This is a genomic window from Geobacillus lituanicus (genome assembly GCF_050994965.1).
Lineage (GTDB): Bacteria > Bacillota > Bacilli > Bacillales > Anoxybacillaceae > Geobacillus > Geobacillus stearothermophilus.
On record NZ_CP194773.1, the window covers coordinates 1,742,437 to 1,760,735 of the forward strand.

Annotated in this window: 13 protein-coding genes and 1 pseudogene; 10 read left to right on the forward strand and 4 right to left on the reverse strand. The window is 53.9% G+C overall.

The features are described 5' to 3' along the window. Nucleotides 1–142 precede the first annotated feature (142 nt). Both ACR1UW_RS08710 and ACR1UW_RS08715 read left to right on the forward strand, forming a co-directional pair. Nucleotides 143–310, forward strand: coding sequence for a hypothetical protein (locus ACR1UW_RS08710; protein WP_498932940.1), 168 nt, complete (start codon nucleotides 143–145; stop codon nucleotides 308–310). A gap of 230 nt (nucleotides 311–540) precedes the next feature. Beyond that, on the forward strand, nucleotides 541–1,527 hold the full coding sequence (locus ACR1UW_RS08715) for an NADPH:quinone oxidoreductase family protein (protein WP_498932942.1): 987 nt from the start codon (nucleotides 541–543) through the stop codon (nucleotides 1,525–1,527). A 203-nt stretch (nucleotides 1,528–1,730) separates the two neighbouring features. Here ACR1UW_RS08715 and gltC read toward each other — a convergent pair whose 3' ends face one another. Next, complete coding sequence (gene gltC, locus ACR1UW_RS08720; protein WP_237420203.1) at nucleotides 1,731–2,642, reverse strand: glutamate biosynthesis transcriptional regulator GltC; 912 nt, start codon at nucleotides 2,640–2,642, stop codon at nucleotides 1,731–1,733. 125 nt (nucleotides 2,643–2,767) lie between these two features. Here gltC and gltB point away from each other — a divergent pair, with 125 nt between their 5' ends. From gltB to ACR1UW_RS08745, 5 genes are all read left to right on the forward strand, one after another. Next, entirely contained in the window at nucleotides 2,768–7,327 is a 4,560-nt protein-coding gene (gene gltB, locus ACR1UW_RS08725) for a glutamate synthase large subunit (RefSeq protein ID WP_498932944.1), read from the forward strand. 143 nt (nucleotides 7,328–7,470) lie between these two features. Then, the gene (locus tag ACR1UW_RS08730; protein ID WP_237420205.1) at nucleotides 7,471–8,955 is read left to right on the forward strand and encodes a glutamate synthase subunit beta; all 1,485 of its coding nucleotides are present in this window, start codon (nucleotides 7,471–7,473) and stop codon (nucleotides 8,953–8,955) included. 81 nt (nucleotides 8,956–9,036) lie between these two features. Continuing rightward, nucleotides 9,037–9,633 carry a phosphatase PAP2 family protein gene (locus ACR1UW_RS08735; RefSeq protein WP_498932947.1) on the forward strand — a complete coding sequence of 199 codons (597 nt, stop codon included), beginning with the start codon at nucleotides 9,037–9,039 and terminating at the stop codon, nucleotides 9,631–9,633. 176 nt (nucleotides 9,634–9,809) lie between these two features. Further along, on the forward strand, nucleotides 9,810–10,472 hold the full coding sequence (locus ACR1UW_RS08740; protein WP_498932949.1) for a hypothetical protein: 663 nt from the start codon (nucleotides 9,810–9,812) through the stop codon (nucleotides 10,470–10,472). Nucleotides 10,473–10,624: 152 nt separating this feature from the next. Then, the gene (locus ACR1UW_RS08745) at nucleotides 10,625–12,718 is read left to right on the forward strand and encodes a GDYXXLXY domain-containing protein (protein ID WP_498932951.1); all 2,094 of its coding nucleotides are present in this window, start codon (nucleotides 10,625–10,627) and stop codon (nucleotides 12,716–12,718) included. Nucleotides 12,719–12,744: 26 nt separating this feature from the next. Here ACR1UW_RS08745 and ACR1UW_RS08750 read toward each other — a convergent pair whose 3' ends face one another. After that, nucleotides 12,745–13,617, reverse strand: a complete 873-nt coding sequence (locus ACR1UW_RS08750) for a fructosamine kinase family protein (protein WP_160269297.1) — start codon at nucleotides 13,615–13,617, stop codon at nucleotides 12,745–12,747. Next, on the reverse strand, nucleotides 13,614–14,342 hold the full coding sequence (locus ACR1UW_RS08755) for an NAD-dependent deacylase (RefSeq protein ID WP_049625599.1): 729 nt from the start codon (nucleotides 14,340–14,342) through the stop codon (nucleotides 13,614–13,616). Before ACR1UW_RS08755 ends, ACR1UW_RS08750 begins: the two co-directional genes overlap by 4 nt. Before the next feature lie 145 nt (nucleotides 14,343–14,487). Here ACR1UW_RS08755 and ACR1UW_RS08760 point away from each other — a divergent pair, with 145 nt between their 5' ends. Continuing rightward, entirely contained in the window at nucleotides 14,488–15,039 is a 552-nt protein-coding gene (locus ACR1UW_RS08760; protein ID WP_023634140.1) for a DJ-1/PfpI family protein, read from the forward strand. A 155-nt stretch (nucleotides 15,040–15,194) separates the two neighbouring features. Here ACR1UW_RS08760 and ACR1UW_RS08765 read toward each other — a convergent pair whose 3' ends face one another. Continuing rightward, the gene (locus ACR1UW_RS08765; protein WP_498932954.1) at nucleotides 15,195–15,623 is read right to left on the reverse strand and encodes a DMT family transporter; all 429 of its coding nucleotides are present in this window, start codon (nucleotides 15,621–15,623) and stop codon (nucleotides 15,195–15,197) included. Nucleotides 15,624–15,968: 345 nt separating this feature from the next. Between ACR1UW_RS08765 and ACR1UW_RS08770 the strand changes: the two genes are divergently transcribed. Together ACR1UW_RS08770 and ACR1UW_RS08775 are read left to right on the forward strand one after the other, a co-directional pair. Further along, complete coding sequence (locus ACR1UW_RS08770) at nucleotides 15,969–17,411, forward strand: NAD-dependent malic enzyme (RefSeq protein ID WP_498932956.1); 1,443 nt, start codon at nucleotides 15,969–15,971, stop codon at nucleotides 17,409–17,411. Nucleotides 17,412–17,566: 155 nt separating this feature from the next. Then, nucleotides 17,567–18,165 (forward strand): annotated as a pseudogene (locus ACR1UW_RS08775) (zinc ribbon domain-containing protein). Nucleotides 18,166–18,299 lie beyond the last annotated feature (134 nt).

Sequence of the window (18,299 nt, forward strand, 5' to 3'; positions counted from 1 at the left end):
TTGTCGATATAATAGATGTTGTGGAAAGTTCGAAAAATTGTCATTTTGTATGCCAAGCGTAGATAAGGTTGGGGGCAGGATTGACAAGGGAAAATAGCAGCTTCCTGCAAAAAGGCATCGCCCTCGTGGGAGGAATTCAAATATGAACAGGAAATTTATAGGAGTAATGTCCCTCTTTTTGATAACATTATTCGGAATGTATGGTGTCGGGACTAAAATTGTCGCCAAATCAAAAATTTATGAAACAGAGTCAACAACTACATTAGTGGTTAATAAAAATGATTTAGAGGACACCCGTGGTGCTAGTTGAGCGTTAAGACTCAACTAGCACCACGGGTCTTCTTTCATCTTAAAGATATGTTTGTTTACAGTTTAACATAAAGAAGTCAAGGAAGTGTAGGAAGGACTTTCATGAGACATTTATTCATCACCCGCCTACGCTCACAACCGGAAGCGAGGGTTTTCTTGGTTCAGAAAGGAATCTGGCGTTTGGTTGTCGAATGACATGAGAGAGAATGCATGAAGAAAGGGAGAGGAATGATGTCCGCATTTCAAGCGTTCGTTGTCAACAAAACCGAAACAGAATTTACCGCTGGTGTGCAGACGATGTCCATAGATGATTTGCCGGAAGGCGACGTCCTTGTCCGCGTCCATTATTCGAGCGTCAATTACAAAGATGGATTGGCGTCCATTCCGGATGGTAAAATTGTGAAAACGTATCCGTTCGTGCCGGGAATTGATTTGGCCGGGGTGGTTGTTTCGTCGCACCATCCGCGCTTCCGCGAAGGGGACGAGGTGATCGCGACCGGATATGAAATCGGTGTGACGCATTTCGGGGGCTACAGTGAATATGCTCGCCTGCACGGCGATTGGCTCGTGCCGCTGCCAAAAGGGTTGACGTTGAAAGAAGCGATGGCGATTGGGACGGCTGGGTTTACAGCGGCGCTGTCCATTCACCGTCTTGAGGAGCATGGGTTGACGCCGGAACGCGGACCGGTGCTTGTCACGGGGGCGACGGGCGGCGTCGGGAGTCTGGCCGTGTCGATGCTCGCCAAGCGCGGCTATACGGTGGAAGCGAGCACAGGCAAAACGGCGGAGCACGACTATTTGCGCGCCCTCGGCGCCAAGGAAGTGTTGACGCGCGAAGACGTCACGGCTGAACGCATTCGTCCGCTTGATAAGCAGCGCTGGGCCGCGGCGGTCGACCCGGTCGGCGGCCGGACGCTGGCGACGGTGTTAAGCCGCATCCGCTACGGCGGAGCGGTGGCGGTGAGTGGGTTGACAGGCGGCGTCGAGGTGCCGACAACCGTCCATCCATTCATTTTGCGCGGCGTCAGCTTGCTTGGCGTTGATTCCGTCTATTGTCCAATGGATGTGCGCCTCCGCATTTGGGAGCGGCTCGCTGGCGACTTAAAGCCGGATTTGGAGCGGATTGCTCAAGAGATTTCGCTCGCTGAATTGCCGCAAGCGCTTGAGCGCATTTTGCGCGGCGAGCTGCGCGGCCGGACGGTCGTGCGGTTAGGATGACGTTCGGACGCAATCGAACGGAAGCAGCGTCCGAACTTGGTGCTCTCCACATCTTCTTTTTGAATGATCCTTGATGAGTGAAGGCGACGGAAAGGGGAAGTGTGCAGAAGAAGAAAGGAAAGACGCAGGGGGAAGCACCTGCGTCTTTTTTTTTTTTGTGATCTCGAATCCGTTTTTCGACGTGAGCGTAGGCGGGGGAGCGTTCACCCCCGCAATTGATACCGCTCGAGCTCCGCGAAAAAGTCTTTCACAAACCGGTAAAACACTTTCACCGACGGAGCGAGTTCGTGGTGGTCGGAAATGATAATGCCGACGTTGCGCTTTACTTGCGGCATCTCGATTGGCACTTTGGCGGCGTAGCGAAGAAGGCTTTCCGACAAGGCGCTTTCCGGCAGGAGGGTCACGCCGATGCCAGCGGAGACAAGCCCTTTAATGGCATCGAGATCTTCGCCTTCCGATGAAATGTTGGGCGAAAATCCGGCTTGGTGGCAAGCGTCAATAATGATTTGATGCAAAATGTATCCTTTTGGAAACGTTACAAATGGATCATGGCGCAGTTCGTTCAATACGATCCGGTCGCGGCGGGCGAGCGGATGGCTGTTCGGCAGGAGGGCGGCAAACGGTTCGGAAAACAAAATTTCTCCTTTAATGCCGATTTCACGAACCGGAATCGGTCCGAGAAAGGCAAGGTCGATCTCCCGTTTTTTCACCGCTTCGATTAAATAATAGTACGACCCTTGGCGGAGATGGAACGAGACGTTTGGGTGCTCCGCTTTAAAGGCGGAGATGACCATCGGCATCATGTGGCTTGCCAGGCTTGTTGGAAACCCGATTTTAATCGTTCCGCGTTCCGGGTCCAAATACTCTTCGATTTGTTGCTTTGCATCCTCGACCGCCTTTAACACCGCTTCGGCGTGCGGCAAAAAATGGCGGCCGATCGGGGTGAGCTTCACGTTTCGCCCTTCCCGTTCAAACAGCTGCACGCCAAGCTCCGCTTCGAGGTTGGCAATTTGCCGGCTGATCGCCGACTGCGCGACATGGAGGGCGTCGGCGGCTTCGGAGACGTGTTCGCGCCGGGCGACTTCCACGAAATATTGCAGTTGCCGCAGCTCCATTTTTCTCCCTCCTTTTGATTGATCGCAAAAAGAGATGGATTTTATCTAAATTATATATTGTTTATATTAATTTTGAAAACTACAATGAATATTACAGACAATTCGGAACGGGAGGGGAAGGCAGCATGAAACACTACGGATTACCGGAAGCACAAGGGCTGTATCGCCCGGAATTTGAACATGATGCATGCGGGATCGGGTTTTATGCTCATTTGAAAGGAAAACCGTCACATGACATTATCGAAAAAGCGCTCCATATGCTTCGCCAGCTTGAACACCGCGGCGGACAAGGGAGCGATCCGGAAACAGGCGATGGCGCGGGCATTATGACGCAAATTCCGCATGAGTACTTTCAAGCGGTGTGCGGTGGGATGAACTTGCCGGAAAAAGGGCGCTACGGGGTCGGAATGTTCTTTTTGCCGGAACAGGAAGAGAAGCGGGCGTATTACGAAGCGAAATTCAATGAAATCGTTGCGAAAGAGGGGCAACGCCTGCTCGGTTGGCGGACCGTGCCCGTTGACAACGACAAGCTTGGCAAACTGGCGCGGCAAAGCAAGCCGTTCGTCCGTCAAGTGTTTGTCGCGGCAAGTGATGACGTGGCTGATGAGTTGGCGTTTGAACGGAAGCTGTATGTGATCCGCAAACAATTCGAAAAATGTGTGGAACACAACGAGTGCTATGTAGCGAGCTTCTCGAGCCGAACGATTGTGTATAAAGGGCTTTTGACGCCGGAACAAATCGATGCGTTTTATTTGGATTTGCAAGATGAACGGTTCCGTTCGGCGTTTGCTCTCGTGCACTCGCGCTTCAGCACGAACACGTTTCCGAGCTGGGAGCGGGCCCATCCGAACCGCTACTTGATCCATAACGGTGAGATCAACACGCTGCGCGGCAACGTCAACTGGATGGCGGCGCGCGAGAAACAATTTGTGTCCGAAGCGTTCGGCGCGGATTTGGAAAAAGTCGTGCCGATTTTGGATACGAACGGCAGCGACTCGTCGATTTTGGACAATGCGTTTGAATTTTTCGTTCTCGCTGGCCGGAAGCCGGCCCATGTCGCGATGATGCTCATTCCGGAACCGTGGTTTTGGGATGAGCAGATGGACGGGGCGAAAAAGGCGTTTTACGAGTACCACAGCTGTCTCATGGAGCCGTGGGACGGACCGACGGCGATTTCGTTCACCGACGGCAAGCAAATCGGCGCCATTTTGGACCGGAACGGTTTGCGTCCGGCCCGCTATTATGTCACCAAAGACGACTATATTATTTTCTCATCCGAAGTCGGCGTCATCGATGTTGACCCGAACAACATTTTATATAAGGAACGACTGAGCCCGGGGAAAATGCTGTTGGTTGACCTCGAGCAAGGGCGCATCATCTCTGACCAGGAAATCAAGGAAGAAATAGCTCATGAAAAGCCATATCGCCAATGGATCAACGAGCAAATGATCACGCTTGGCGATCTGGAAATTCCGGAGGACGTCGAAGCGCCGAAGCAGCTTGTCAAGCTGCAAAAAGCGTTCGGCTACACGTTTGAAGATGTGGAAAAAACGATTTTGCCGATGGCGACGGAGGGGAAAGATCCGACGGGGGCGATGGGCATGGATGCGCCGCTTGCCGTGCTGTCCGAGCGGCCGCAAAGTTTGTTCAACTACTTCAAGCAGCTGTTTGCCCAAGTGACAAATCCGCCGATTGACGCCATCCGCGAATATGTCGTCACGTCAACGATGACGCTGCTCGGCAAAGAAGGGAATATTTTGCATCCGGACGCCAAAGCGGCGCGGCGCATTCGCCTTGAGACGCCGCTGTTGACGAACGAAGAACTGGCGGCGTTAAAAGCGAATCCACACCCGGAATTTGCGTGCGCGGTGCTGCCGACGCTGTTTACTGATGATTTGAAACAGGCGCTTGATGAGCTGTTTGCCAAAGCGGATGAAGCGATCGAAAACGGGGCGGCGCTTCTTGTGCTGTCCGACCGCGGCGTTGATGACACGCATGTGGCGATTCCGGTGTTGCTGGCGGTAAGCGGGCTTCATCAACACCTTGTCCGCAAAGGGACGCGCACGAACGTCAGCCTGCTTGTCGAAAGCGGCGAAGCGCGTGAAGTGCACCATTTTGCGGCGCTCATCGGCTACGGGGCGGACGCCATCAACCCGTACTTGGCGCTCGAGACGATCCGCCAAGCGTCAGAAAACGGCGTCATCGCCTTGTCGTACCGGGAAGCAGCGAAAACGTACATCAAGGCGGCTGTTGACGGCGTCGTCAAAGTGATGTCGAAAATGGGCATTTCGACGGTGCAAAGCTACCGCGGCGCACAAATTTTTGAAGCGATCGGCATCGGCGACGATGTCATTGAGGAATACTTCACCGGCACGGCGTCGCAAATCGGCGGCATCGGGCTTGCGGAAATTGCGAAAGAAGCGAAAATGCGCCACGAAGCCGCTTTCGGAGCGCGGCATGAAGACGATGTGCTCGATGCAGGCAGCGAGCTGCAATGGCGGCGCAACGGCGAACATCACGCGTTCAACCCGAAGACGATCCATTTGTTGCAATGGGCGTGCCGGAAAAACGATTACAACCTCTATAAACAATATTCGAAACTGGCCAATGAAGAACAGTTGACGTTTTTGCGCAACTTGTTCGACTTCGATTCGAAGCGCCCTCCGGTGCCGATTGACGAAGTCGAGCCGGTTGAATCGATCGTCCGCCGCTTTAAAACAGGGGCCATGTCGTTCGGTTCGATCAGCCAAGAAGCGCATGAGGCGCTGGCGATCGCCATGAACCGGATCGGCGGAAAAAGCAACAGCGGCGAGGGCGGCGAAGATCCAGCCCGCTACGTGAAAGACGACAACGGCGACTGGCGCCGCAGCGCGATTAAACAAGTGGCGTCCGGGCGTTTTGGCGTAAAAAGCCATTATTTGGTTAACGCTGACGAATTGCAAATCAAAATGGCGCAAGGGGCAAAACCAGGTGAAGGCGGGCAGCTTCCGGCCAATAAAGTGTATCCGTGGGTCGGCAAAGTGCGCGGCTCAACGCCGGGAGTCGAGCTCATTTCCCCGCCGCCGCACCATGACATTTACTCGATCGAAGACTTGGCCCAGCTCATTTACGATTTGAAAAACGCCAACAAAGACGCGCGCATCAGCGTCAAGCTCGTCGCCAAAGCCGGCGTCGGCACAATCGCGGCTGGCGTGGCGAAAGGGAACGCCGATGTCATCGTCATCAGCGGCTATGACGGCGGCACGGGTGCGTCGCCGAAAACGAGCATCAAGCATGCCGGCTTGCCGTGGGAGCTTGGATTGGCGGAAACGCATCAGACGCTCATGTTGAATGGTTTGCGAGACCGCGTCGTTCTAGAAACCGACGGCAAGTTGATGACCGGCCGTGACGTTGTGATGGCTGCGCTGTTTGGGGCCGAAGAATTCGGATTTGCGACGGCACCGCTCGTCGTTTTAGGCTGCGTCATGATGCGCGTCTGCCATTTGGATACGTGTCCAGTCGGCGTGGCGACACAAAATCCGGAATTGCGCAAGAAGTTTGCGGGTGAGCCGGAACATGTTGTCAACTTCATGTACTTTGTCGCCCAAGAAGTGCGTGAAATTATGGCTGAGCTCGGCTTCCGCACGATCGACGAAATGGTCGGCCGCGTCGATGTCTTGAAGGTAAGCGAGCGGGCGAAAGCGCATTGGAAAGCGAAACATCTCGATCTGTCGCGTCTTCTGTACCAAGTCGATGGACCGCGCACTTGCATCAAAGGGCAAAACCATCGTTTGGAAGAGACGCTTGATCATACAGAAATTTTGCCGGCGGTGCAGCCAGCGCTTGAGCGGCAGGAGCCGGTCGAACTTCACCTCGCCATCCGCAACGTCCACCGCACGGTCGGGGCGATGACAGGAAGCGAAATCTCGAAGCGCTACGGCGAGGAAGGGCTGCCGGATGATACGATCCGCCTCCATTTCACCGGATCGGCTGGGCAAAGCTTTGCGGCGTTTGTGCCGAAAGGGATGACGCTTGAGCTCGTCGGCGACGCGAATGATTACGTCGGCAAAGGGCTTTCCGGCGGCAAAGTGATCGTCCGTCCGCCGCATGAGGCGCCGTTTGCCGCAGCTGACAACGTCATCATTGGCAACGTGGCGTTTTACGGGGCTACAAGCGGCGAAGCGTACATTCGCGGCCGCGCTGGGGAGCGGTTCTGCGTCCGCAACAGCGGCGTCCATGCTGTTGTCGAAGGCGTCGGCGACCACGGCTGTGAATATATGACCGGCGGCCGCGTTGTCATCCTCGGTTCGGTTGGCAAAAACTTCGCCGCCGGCATGTCCGGTGGGATCGCTTACGTTCTTGCCGATGAAGACAGCTGGAAGCAAACCGCCAACCTTGAGCTCGTCTCATTTGAGCGGCTCGAAGACGAGGAAGAAATTCGCGACGTGCGCCGGATGATCGAAAACCATTACCGCTATACAGGAAGCCCGCGGGCTGCATTGGTGCTCGACGAGTGGGACGATTACGTCCGCCGCTTCGTCAAAGTTATTCCGCGCAATTACAAACTGATGATTGAGACGATCGAAACGCTCGAACAGTCCGGGCTTTCGCACGAAGAAGCTGTCATGGCGGCGTTTGAAACGGTGGCAAAACAGAAAAAAGCGGCTGTCGGCGGCGTCCATCAGCTGCAAGCGGTGGCGAAGTAACGCTGTGGCTTGCGATTGGCCGCGAAGTGACGACGCCGCTTCGGCTCCGCGGCTTCGCGGGGCCCGCTTTTTGATCGGCCAACAGGCGGGAAGGCCGCATGAGAGAAGAGAGGATACGTACGGAAAGAAGGAGGGGAACCATCGTGGGAAAAGCAACAGGATTTATGGAATATGCACGCGAGGAAGAGAAAAAGCGCGATCCGCTTTCCCGTCTTGATGATTGGAAAGAATACACGCAGCCGTTTTCCGAAGACGTGCTGGCCCGCCAAGGCGCCCGCTGTATGGACTGTGGCACGCCGTTTTGTCATATGGGATTGGAGCTAAACGGCCTGACTTCGGGGTGTCCGGTGCACAACTTGATCCCGGAATGGAACGATTTGGTGTACCGAGGCCGCTGGAAAGAAGCGCTTGACCGACTTTTAAAGACCAACAACTTCCCAGAATTCACCGGCCGCGTCTGCCCGGCGCCGTGCGAGGGGTCATGCACGGTGGCGATTTCCGACCCGGCGGTTGCCATTAAAGGGATTGAACGGGCTATTATTGATAAAGGGTTTGCCGAGGGATGGGTGAAACCGCGCATTCCGAAAACAAGAACAGGGAAAAAAGTGGCCATCGTCGGCTCTGGCCCGGCTGGGCTCGCCTGTGCCGACCAACTTAACCAAGCTGGCCATTCGGTGACGGTGTATGAGCGGGCTGACCGCATCGGCGGCTTATTGATGTACGGCATTCCGAATATGAAGTTGGAAAAAGAAGTGGTCGAGCGGCGGGTGCGTCTGCTCGAAGAGGAAGGCATCACGTTTATTACGAACACCGAAGTCGGCAAAGATATTACGGCTGACGAACTGCGTGCTCAGTACGACGCCGTCGTCTTGTGCATCGGGGCGCAAAAGCAGCGCGATTTGGCCATTGAAGGCCGTGAGCTGGAGGGCGTCCATTTTGCGATGGATTATTTGACGGGCGTGACGAAAAGTTTATTGGATTCCAACTTTGCCGATGGCCAGTTTATTGATGCCAAAGACAAACATGTCATTGTGATCGGCGGCGGCGATACGGGCGCCGACTGCGTGGCGACCGCGCTGCGCCAAGGCTGCAAAAGCGTCGTCCAGTTCGGCAAACACCCGGCTTTGCCGGACAAGCGCCCAGACAATAACCCTTGGCCGCAATATCCGCTCGTTTTCACGCTTGATTATGCGTATGAGGAAGCGAAGGCGAAATTTGGGGCAGACCCGCGTCAATATTGCATTCAAACGAAAAAAATCGTAGGCGACGAGCACGGCCGCGTGAAAGAGCTGCATACGATTCAAATGGAAAAAATCATTGATGAAAACGGCAAAGCGATCTTTAAAGAAATTCCGGGGACGGAACAAGTATGGCCGTGTGATTTGGTGTTTATCGCCATCGGGTTTGAAGGGCCAGAGCAGCCGTTGTTGAAGCAGTTTGGCGTTGAAACGATCAACAACAAAGTGAAAGCCCCATACGGCAAATATACAACAAACATCGAGGGCGTGTTTGCCGCCGGCGACGCCCGCCGCGGCCAAAGCTTAATTGTCTGGGCCATCCATGAAGGCCGAGGGGCGGCTCGTGAAGTCGATCGGTTCCTGATGGGAGAGACGAAGTTGCCGTGGTGATCCCCTCCTCCTTAAAAAGCATCGCTTTTTAAGGAGGATTTTTTTCGTTTGGAGGGAAAAGAAAGAGATGGAAGGAGAGTGATGCTCAACATGAATCGACGATTATGGATCACCGCGGCTATGAGTCTTGGCCTTTTTTTGCTTGTTTGGACAGGCGTGGCCGCTGGATGGACAGAGAGAATGGATGAAGAGGGGCTGCGTCTGTTTGATTATTGGAATTGGCTTGATCCGTTTACGTTTCTTGGCAATGGAAAGACGATTGGCACCATCAGCATTATGCTTGTCATTGGTTTATGGTTTTTTCGCCGCGACGTCTACGGAATGGTGTTGGTTGTGGCCGCTGTTGGCGGGGGATATGGCATCAATGAGTGGCTAAAACATATCATTGGACGGCCTCGACCTCCTCATGCTGAAATCGGTGGATTTAGTTTTCCAAGCGGCCACGCGATGATCGGGACGATTTACTTGTTGATTTTGGCGTACTTTTTGGCGCAAACGCGCACGAAGCGAGGCGAGCGGGCCGCGATTTACGGCGTTTTTGGAGCGCTTGCCCTGTTGACTGGCTTAAGCAGGTTAAGTCTGCAAGTGCATTATCCATCTGATGTGCTTGGTGGGTTTTTGCTCGGGGTTGCCTATGTATCAGCCTGCCTGGCTCTTTACCGTAGGTTCACTCGCTGAAGCGGATTTTAGAACATGGACAAAAAACGATTTTTGTTTTGATTTCGCGCGGTGAAAAGCAAATTTTGCGGCTTTGTGTTGAGCTTTGCCGTTGTCGAAATTAGGGAGAAAATCTCTTTTTCTATACTATCGCGTTGACCGAGACAATGATACAATGGGGAAAAGGAGGTGAAACGATGGGGCAAGCCGAACTCGTGCAAATGATGGCCGAACTGCTTGACCAAAAGCTCAATCCCATCCACGTGCGGCTTGATCGGATCGAAGGAAATGTCCGAGCGCTTCAAGAAGGGCAGGCGCGCTTGGAAGGCGAGGTGCAAGTGCTCAAGGAAGGGCAAGCGCGCCTCGAAGGTGAGGTGCAAGCACTCAAGGAAGGGCAAGCGCGCCTCGAAGGCGAAGTGCAAGCACTCAAGGAAGGGCAAGCGCGCCTCGAAGGCGAGGTGCAAGTGCTCAAGGAAGGCCAGGCGCGTTTGGTAGATGAAGTGCAGTTGTTACAGGAGGGACAAGCCCGCTTGGACCAACGGCTTCACCGGGTTGAGGAGGATGTGCGCACATTAAAGGTGGATATGAACGCGGTCAAAGGCGATGTGCAAACATTGAAAGAAGGACAGCAACGGCTTGAAGGGAAAGTTGAACGGGTCGAAGAAAAAGTTGACAACCTCACACTAGAAATGCGGAGCCACTTTCGCTATATCGAGAACATGCTCCATAAGCATCAGGCCGCTCTTGACATGGCTTCGCGGCAGTTCTCTTCGCAACAGTCATCGATCAACTATTTGATCAAAAAAGTGGCAGAGCATGATATGGACATTTTCCACTTAAAAAATGATCTCCAACCATAGTGTCCTGTACTGCAATAAAGAAAACAGTCTAAAGGGTGAGCGGCAACTAGGAAAATACGATGGAATGAGGCGTGTTTTCACTGGTCTTCTAGACAGCTTTTTCAGCATATTTTATAGAGAGAAAGATTCGAGCCACAAGGGGAGGAAGCGATATGGCGGCCCGCGTCGTGAAAACGGGGTATGCGTTGGCGTTTTTGTGCATGATTGCCGGGATGGTGTATTTTTTTGCCGCCAATTGGCCGGAGATGGAGCGAGAGGTGAAAGTCGGGATCAGCATCGGCATGATGGCGGTGTTTTACATCGCAAGCGCGGCGCTTTGGGGCCGCCGTCGTTTCTTAGGGCGTTGGATGTTGATCAGCGGAGTGTTGTCATTTGGCATTGCGTTGGCGTTGGTCGGTCAAATGTACAACTCGCATGCGGACAGTTATTGGCTGTTTCTTGTCTGGCTTGCGCCAACCGCTTTGTTGGCGCTGCTGACAAAAGAACGGGCTCTGTCGGTGATCGCGCTTGTGTTGTTGCAGCTTGCGTGCTGGTTTTATTATTTTCCGTCCGCTTATCGGATTGAGTGGACGGAATGGTCTTCGTTTGGCGTGCTGTCGTTATTTGTGATCGTAAACGGTGCGCTCGTTGTGTTTGCTCGGACACCGCTCATCCGTTGTTTCGCTTACCTAGCCATGCAAGGTTGGCTGCTTGTGATGGACATAACTGGGTTTTCCTATGGACGCGACGCATGGTGGCCGTACGTGTATGCCGTGTTGCTCGCCGTGTTGCTTTATTATTTTCTTGTCATCGCCAAGCAGCGGTTGTATGTGTTGTTGACGAGTTTGTTTGCTGGACTGTTTTTGTTCATTCAATACATTCGCTTGCTCGCTGATCATTATGGAACATGGTTGCTTCTCATTGGGCTCGTGGCGGCTGCTGCCGTGTTGTACGGGGGCGTTGTGCTATTGCGGCGCACGGGGCTGTTTTCAGCAAAGACGAAAGCCGGGAAATGGTTTTTGGCGGCGTTTCAGGCGATTGTCACACTTGCGGCTTCCGCGTTGGCCATCCAAAGCCTGCTTGGCTTGTATTTTCTTTGGACAGAGTCATGGTCGCCTTATGTGCTCTTTTTCATTTCCATCTTTGGATTTGTCGTTCCCGCCTCATTGGGCCGGCATTGGAATGCGGTCGTTCGTTATACTCTGCTGGCTGTTGGTTATGGGCTCGGGGTGGCGATGGCGGGGGAGGTCTCGCGGCTGGCTCTGTTCCTCTATGCCATTGGGCTTGCGATTGGCATCATCCGGTCATCAGACAGCGGAGTGCGCCGGTTGACGACGGCGGCGCTGACGGTCTATTTCGGGATCGCCTTAAGTTCGGCGATGGATGACGGCCGGACGGTGTTGCTCACCTTGGCTTTGGTCAACGGCGGGTTGTATGCGTATGGCCGCTTTCGCGGAACGCCGTTTCTCACTCCGCTTGTCTTGGCGTTCGGAGCGCTTGGGATCGCGACGAGCGCCGATGTATTTGCGGCTGATGGACTGTACGTGGCGTTGAATATCGTCATGGTCTTGGCGCTTGCCTTCTTTCTTTTCCGCGGTCGGCAACTGGAGCGGAAGACCGCTTGGGTGTACACGGCGCTTTATCTCGTGCTGAAATATTACGAGTTCGCCTGGAATTTGCTTCATAAATCGATCAGCTTGCTGGCGGCAGGCGTGGCGTTGCTTGCATGGACATTGTGGCTCGAGAAACGGAATGGCTTCACATGGGCCAAGGGAGTGCGCTGGGGGCGGCGCGTTTCATTGTGGACGCTCATAGTCGTGATCGCTCAATTTTCATTTTTAGGTTATACCGTGTGGCAAAAAGAGCGATTGCTGCGATATGGTGATGTCGTAAAGCTGGAGCTTGAGCCGGTGGATCCGCGTTCCATGCTGCAAGGGGATTATATTCAGCTTCGGTACGATATTTCCACCATTCCGTCGCTTGATGGAAGCGGACGGGTGCAAGTTGGGCTGCGAAAAGGAGCGGATGGGGTGCATCGTTTGGCTGGCGTATATATGGTGAATGGAAACAAAAGGCCGGGATACACGCCGCAGCCTGGGGATGTGATCATCACCGGCACGTTCCACGGCCCGCAAGTCGTGTATGGCATTGAATCGTATTTCATTCCGGAAAAAACGGGGATGACACAGCAAGAGAATGTTCGGTTTGCCTATGTGCGCGTGAGCGAAAGCGGGGATGCGCTGCTCGAAGCGATCCGTGCTGAATAAAGATGGCGCGGGGAAAGCAGGAGAAACTACTCCCCCGCATACCGTTCTAACACGCGGTCGACCGCGTTGCCGTATGTTTCGCCGAATAAATTGAGATGAACGAGCAAGTAAAACAGCTGGTAGAGTGGTTTTCGGTCATGATAATCAGCCGAGAGCGGCATAAGCTCGCGATAGCTGTCGTAAAATCGGGATGGAAAGCCGCCAAACAGCTCGGTAAACGCGATCTCAAACTCATGATGGCCATATAAAACAGACGGATCGATCAAATACGGCACTCCGTCTGGCCCCGGAATCCAGTTGCCGCTCCATAAATCGCCGTGCAACAGCGACGGGAAACAGTCATCCGGAAGCCATTGGTCAAGCCGCTCGAGCAGCCATTCGAGACGTTTGTGCCGCTTGGCGGGCAGGAGGCCTCTCTCCGCCGCCCGCGTCATTTGTGGTCTAAGGCGGGCGGCGCGGTAATAGTCGGGCCAGCGGCCGTACCAGCCGTTGCGCTGCGGCAGCGTCCCGATGTACGTATCGCGGTCAAGGCCAAACGCCGGGCCGCGGCATTGATGGAGGCGGGCAAGGCCGCGGCCGAGCTGTTCGGCCGTCTGCGCCGTTTCCGTTCCTTCGACCCATTCCAAGACGAGCCAGCCCCAGCCGTTCGCTTCCCCGAAGCCGAAGGTATGCGGAACGTTGATGGCGCGTGCTTGCCTGATCAGCTCGAGGCCCATCTGTTCGGCAGCGAAAAATCCACTCGGCGGGAAACGTTGCATTTTGATAAAGTACGTTTGCTTGCCGCTTTGGACGCGATAGGCGTCATTGATGTCCCCGCCTGAGACGCGGCGCCAATGGCGGATGCGGGAGTGGTCGCCGATCGATTCGAGCGCCATTTGCAACATCGTTTCTTTGTTCATTCCGCCGCCTCCGTCAACTGCCGCTCCAGCTCGTTCAGCACCTCGCCGATTTTCCGGCCGTGAATGACAGCGTCGGCGAGATCGTCCAAGTCAGTCGGCTCCCAATTGATGATCACGAGTTTAGCCCCACTCCGCTTGGCAACAAGCGGCAGCTGGTTGGCTGGGGATACCTGCAGAGAGGAGCCGAGCACAACGAACAAGTCCGCTTGGCGGGCCGCTTCCCACGCTTGATCGATGGCTTTCTCCGGCAGCGGCTCGCCAAACAGCACGACCGACGGGCGCAAAACTCCGCCGCATTCACACGTCAACACACCGTGCAAATAGACAAAGCTTGGCTTTGTTTGCCCGCACCGCTGACAATGGACGGTGCGGAGCGAGCCGTGAAGTTCGATGACGCGTCGGCTTCCCGCTTCTTGGTGAAAGCCATCGACATTTTGCGTCACAATCGTCTGCACGATCCCGCGCCGCTCCCAATCGGCCAACAAGCGGTGTCCGTCATGCGGTTGGCACTGTTGCAATGTGCGAATGCGATATTGGTAAAACTCGACGAACGATTCACGGCGATGATGCAATGCATCGATGGTCGCGAGTTCGCTCGGATTGAAACGCGCCCACAGCCCGGTGCGCGGCGAACGGAAATCGGGCAGCCCGCTTTCCGTTGACATGCCGGCGCCGGTCAGTACGACGGTTCGGCGCGAGGCGGCCAGCCATGAGGTGATGGTCATTCCGTTTCCCTCCTTACTGTCGCAACCATAGCGACTCTCATTTCTGATGCTTCATCTCTTTCCACCAATCATTTTACTTTTCCTTTTCACTCGTTTCCAGTATGATAGAAATGAAAGAAAAAAATGGACAAGGAGGCGGAAATCCATGAGCAAAAAAGTGCTGATCATCACGGGTGATGCTGTTGAGGCGCTTGAAGTATACTATCCGTATTACCGCTTGCTTGAAGAAGGTTATGAAGCGACGATTGCCGCGCCGAAGAAAAAGAAACTGCATACGGTCGTTCACGATTTTGCCGACTGGGATACGTACGTGGAAAAGCAAGGCTATTTGATCGACGCCCATGCGTCGTTCGCCGAAGTCGATCCGGCGCAATACGACGGATTGGTCATTCCGGGCGGGCGCGCTCCGGAGTACATTCGCCTTGATGAGAACGTGCAGCGCATCGTTCGCCATTTCTTTGAGGCGAATAAGCCGATTGCCGCCATTTGCCACGCCTCGCTCATTTTTGAAACAATGCCGGATTTGCTGAAAGGACGGAGTTTGACAGCGTATATTGCCTGCAAGCCGGGGGTTGAGGCGCTAGGAGCGACGTATGTGTCTGACCATACAGTCCACGTTGACGGCAACCTCGTCTCCGCCCATGCGTGGCCGGATTTGCCGGCGTTTATGCGTGAGTTCCTTCGATTGCTCCAATAGCCAAAAAGGGGTCTCCCTTTGGGTGAGGGGAGACTGCTTGTGCATGCAACAGGGTTTTGGGTGCGGCGGGCGGCGCTGTTTTTCATGGCTAAAGGTTCCCGCTTGTGATGGCGGGTTTTATTTTTGATGATGCTGTCCGCCAAACGGCCCGGCCGTCATCCTGCGATATCCACTTGTTCTGTCTTCACTTTCGGCGCTTTTGTCGCCAAATAGACGCCGAACAAGACGATTGCGCCGCCGGCCAGCTGCAGGACGGATAGAGCACCGCCAAGCAAAAACGTGATCACAGCGGTAAATACGGCAATTAAGTTTAAATATACACCGGCATGGCTCGGACCGACTTTTTGCACTGAGATGTTCCAAAATAAGAAGGAAAGAATGGACGGAAACAAGCAAATATAGATCAATCCGGCGAGCCCAGCTGCACTTATGTGATCAGCTGGAAACGGATAAAAGAATGCGAACGGCCACAGCAGCAGCAAGCTAAAAAAAACGGAGCACGTTGTCGCTGTAATCGGTGGGACGGGTAGTTTTTTGCCGATGATCGAATAAAGCGCCCAGACGACACCGGCGGCGAGCATCATCAAATCACCGCGGTAACAGCTTTTCTCTCATTCTTTTTCGCTCCTGTCTAGTTTTTCCTTTCTTTTACGTTTACTTCATTGCTGCTCTGATTTCCTTCTTGCATGTTGTTTTTCTGCCGTCAGCCACCCCTGTTGCTGTTTTGCCAACAGCGGAACATGAACGGTGGGAAGAAGGCTGCGCTGGCTTAGGACGCATGCTGTTTCACGTTCGGCGGAAAGATGCATGCGTTTGCCGAAAGGGGGTGTACAATAAGGGTTGTCTTTTTCCGGTTCATAGGATAACATTTGTACCGTAAAATGATTTACTGATTTAAACAAAAATGGAGAAAAGGAAGGACGATTGTTATGGCATTACCAGGCGGGGCAGCGATGAACATTACGATTCGTCTCCAGTTCGAAAAAGATATCGTCTCGTTCAGCGATATCGCCGCCGCAATCGGCAAAACGGGCGGGGACATTGTCGGGATTGACGTCATTTCATCAAGCAAAGTTCACACGGTGCGCGACATCACCGTCAGCGCCCTCGACACGAAGCAGTGCGATTTGATCATTGAGGCGCTGAAAAAAATTCGCGGCGTCAAAATCATCAACGTTTCTGACCGTACGTTTTTAATGCACATCGGGGGGAAAATTGAAACAAATTCAAAAATCCCAGTGAAAACGCGCGACGACTTGTCGCGGGTGTACACGCCGGGCGTGGCGCGCGTCTGCACGGCCATCGCTGAGGATCCGCGCAAGGCGTATTCGCTGACGATTAAACGGAATACGGTCGCCGTTGTCTCGGACGGCACGGCGGTGCTCGGGCTTGGCGACATCGGCCCGTATGCGGCGATGCCGGTCATGGAAGGGAAAGCGATGCTGTTTAAGGAATTTGCCGGAGTAGACGCGTTCCCGATTTGTTTGGATACGAAAGACACGGAAGAAATCATTCAAATTGTGAAAGCGATTGCCCCGGCGTTTGGCGGCATTAATCTCGAAGACATTTCCGCTCCGCGCTGCTTTGAGATTGAAAAGCGGTTGAAGGAAGAGCTTGACATCCCGGTGTTCCATGACGACCAACACGGCACGGCGGTCGTGCTCTTGGCCGGGCTGCTCAACGCGCTGAAAATCGTCGACAAAAAGCTCGAGGACATTAAAGTGGTTCTCACCGGCATTGGCGCCGCTGGCATCGCCTGCACGAAAATTTTGCTTGCGGCCGGCGTGCGCAACATTATCGGGGTCGACCGCTATGGCGCCATCCATCGCGATGAAACGTATGAAAATCCGTATTGGCAAGAATATGCGCAACTCACGAACCCGGATAATCTGAAAGGAAGCTTGTCCGATGTCATCGCCGGCGCAGATGTGTTTATTGGCGTCTCAGCTCCCGGCATTTTAAAAGTGGAAGATGTGAAAAAAATGGCGCGCGATCCGATCGTGTTTGCGATGGCCAACCCGATTCCGGAAATTGATCCGGAGCTGGCCGAACCGTACGTGCGCGTCATGGCGACCGGGCGTTCCGACTATCCGAACCAAATCAACAACGTCCTTTGCTTCCCGGGCATTTTCCGCGGGGCGCTCGACTGCCGGGCGAGAGAAATTAACGAGGAAATGAAGCTCGCTGCCGCGAAGGCGATTGCCTCTGTCGTGACGGAGGATGAATTGAACGAAACATACATCATCCCGAGCGTCTTCAACAGCAAAGTCGTCGAACGCGTCAGACAAGCGGTCGTCGAAGCGGCTTACCGCACTGGGGTGGCGCGGAAGGATCATATTCCTTTAGGTGGATATACAGGGGAGCAAAAATAGAATAAGTGCGTAATTACAGAAAAAGCCGTCTGAAGGCCCACGGTTTTAATTGTAGGATGAAAGGCGACGTTGCTCGGCAATCCCTTAAGAGGATGGCTTCGAGCCACCATGTTTCTCTTTAGGTGTGGAATCTCAAAAGAAAAGGGGGTGAAGCCATGCCCACGATCACACTCAGGCTGGAGCTGCACAACCCAACGAAAGTCAAACAAGACATGTATGAACGGATGACAGAAGTGAATACCGCGTTTGCCAATTGGCTGTTGAATCATCCCGAGCTGAATCAAGCGACGAGCAAAATTTTTAAAGACTTTTCGTCGAAGCGGTTTCCTTCCGCCGTCGTCAATCAGACGATTCGGGAAGTGAAGTCTCAAAAGAAAAACCAGAAAACAAAGAAGTTCCGAACATTATGGTGTTGCTTTAACAACCAAAACGTAAAGGTGGAAAAGAAAGGAGAGTTCTACACGGTTTCATTCCCCACACTGGAGAAACGAATTGGCGTGCCGGTCGTCGTGCGTTCCTATCGTGGGCGTTCCATCAACTGCAAACGATGATTGCCTATAAAGCCGAAAAGGCAGGCATTCGGGTCGAGTGGGTGAATCCGACCTATACAAGCCAAACGTGCAAGTGTGGTCATCGAGAGAAAGCGAACCGAAACGGCATCCGCTTCCGATGCCAAAAATGCGGATACACCCTCCACGCTGACTTGAATGGTGCCATCAACATCGCCAAAGCGATTTCGGGTTTGAGCACCTAGCGCACTGGTCACAGGTGCGCCGCCCATTGGGGTACACGCTAACCTGATGGGATGGGCTGATGACACAGCCCCGAACTTGGGCGTTGTCCGAACCAGAAATGGATGAGGACGCCAACGACCCAAGAATCCCATGG

What these genes read in the sequence shown, in the direction of transcription:
- ACR1UW_RS08710 (WP_498932940.1), top strand. Translation starts at nt 143, where the DNA reads ATGAACAGGAAATTTATAGGAGTAATGTCCCTCTTTTTGATAACATTA.
- ACR1UW_RS08715 (WP_498932942.1), top strand. Translation starts at nt 541, where the DNA reads ATGTCCGCATTTCAAGCGTTCGTTGTCAACAAAACCGAAACAGAATTT.
- gltC (WP_237420203.1), bottom strand. Translation starts at nt 2,642, where the DNA reads ATGGAGCTGCGGCAACTGCAATATTTCGTGGAAGTCGCCCGGCGCGAA.
- gltB (WP_498932944.1), top strand. Translation starts at nt 2,768, where the DNA reads ATGAAACACTACGGATTACCGGAAGCACAAGGGCTGTATCGCCCGGAA.
- ACR1UW_RS08735 (WP_498932947.1), top strand. Translation starts at nt 9,037, where the DNA reads ATGCTCAACATGAATCGACGATTATGGATCACCGCGGCTATGAGTCTT.
- ACR1UW_RS08740 (WP_498932949.1), top strand. Translation starts at nt 9,810, where the DNA reads ATGGGGCAAGCCGAACTCGTGCAAATGATGGCCGAACTGCTTGACCAA.
- ACR1UW_RS08745 (WP_498932951.1), top strand. Translation starts at nt 10,625, where the DNA reads ATGGCGGCCCGCGTCGTGAAAACGGGGTATGCGTTGGCGTTTTTGTGC.
- ACR1UW_RS08750 (WP_160269297.1), bottom strand. Translation starts at nt 13,617, where the DNA reads ATGAACAAAGAAACGATGTTGCAAATGGCGCTCGAATCGATCGGCGAC.
- ACR1UW_RS08755 (WP_049625599.1), bottom strand. Translation starts at nt 14,342, where the DNA reads ATGACCATCACCTCATGGCTGGCCGCCTCGCGCCGAACCGTCGTACTG.
- ACR1UW_RS08760 (WP_023634140.1), top strand. Translation starts at nt 14,488, where the DNA reads ATGAGCAAAAAAGTGCTGATCATCACGGGTGATGCTGTTGAGGCGCTT.
- ACR1UW_RS08765 (WP_498932954.1), bottom strand. Translation starts at nt 15,623, where the DNA reads ATGATGCTCGCCGCCGGTGTCGTCTGGGCGCTTTATTCGATCATCGGC.
- ACR1UW_RS08770 (WP_498932956.1), top strand. Translation starts at nt 15,969, where the DNA reads ATGGCATTACCAGGCGGGGCAGCGATGAACATTACGATTCGTCTCCAG.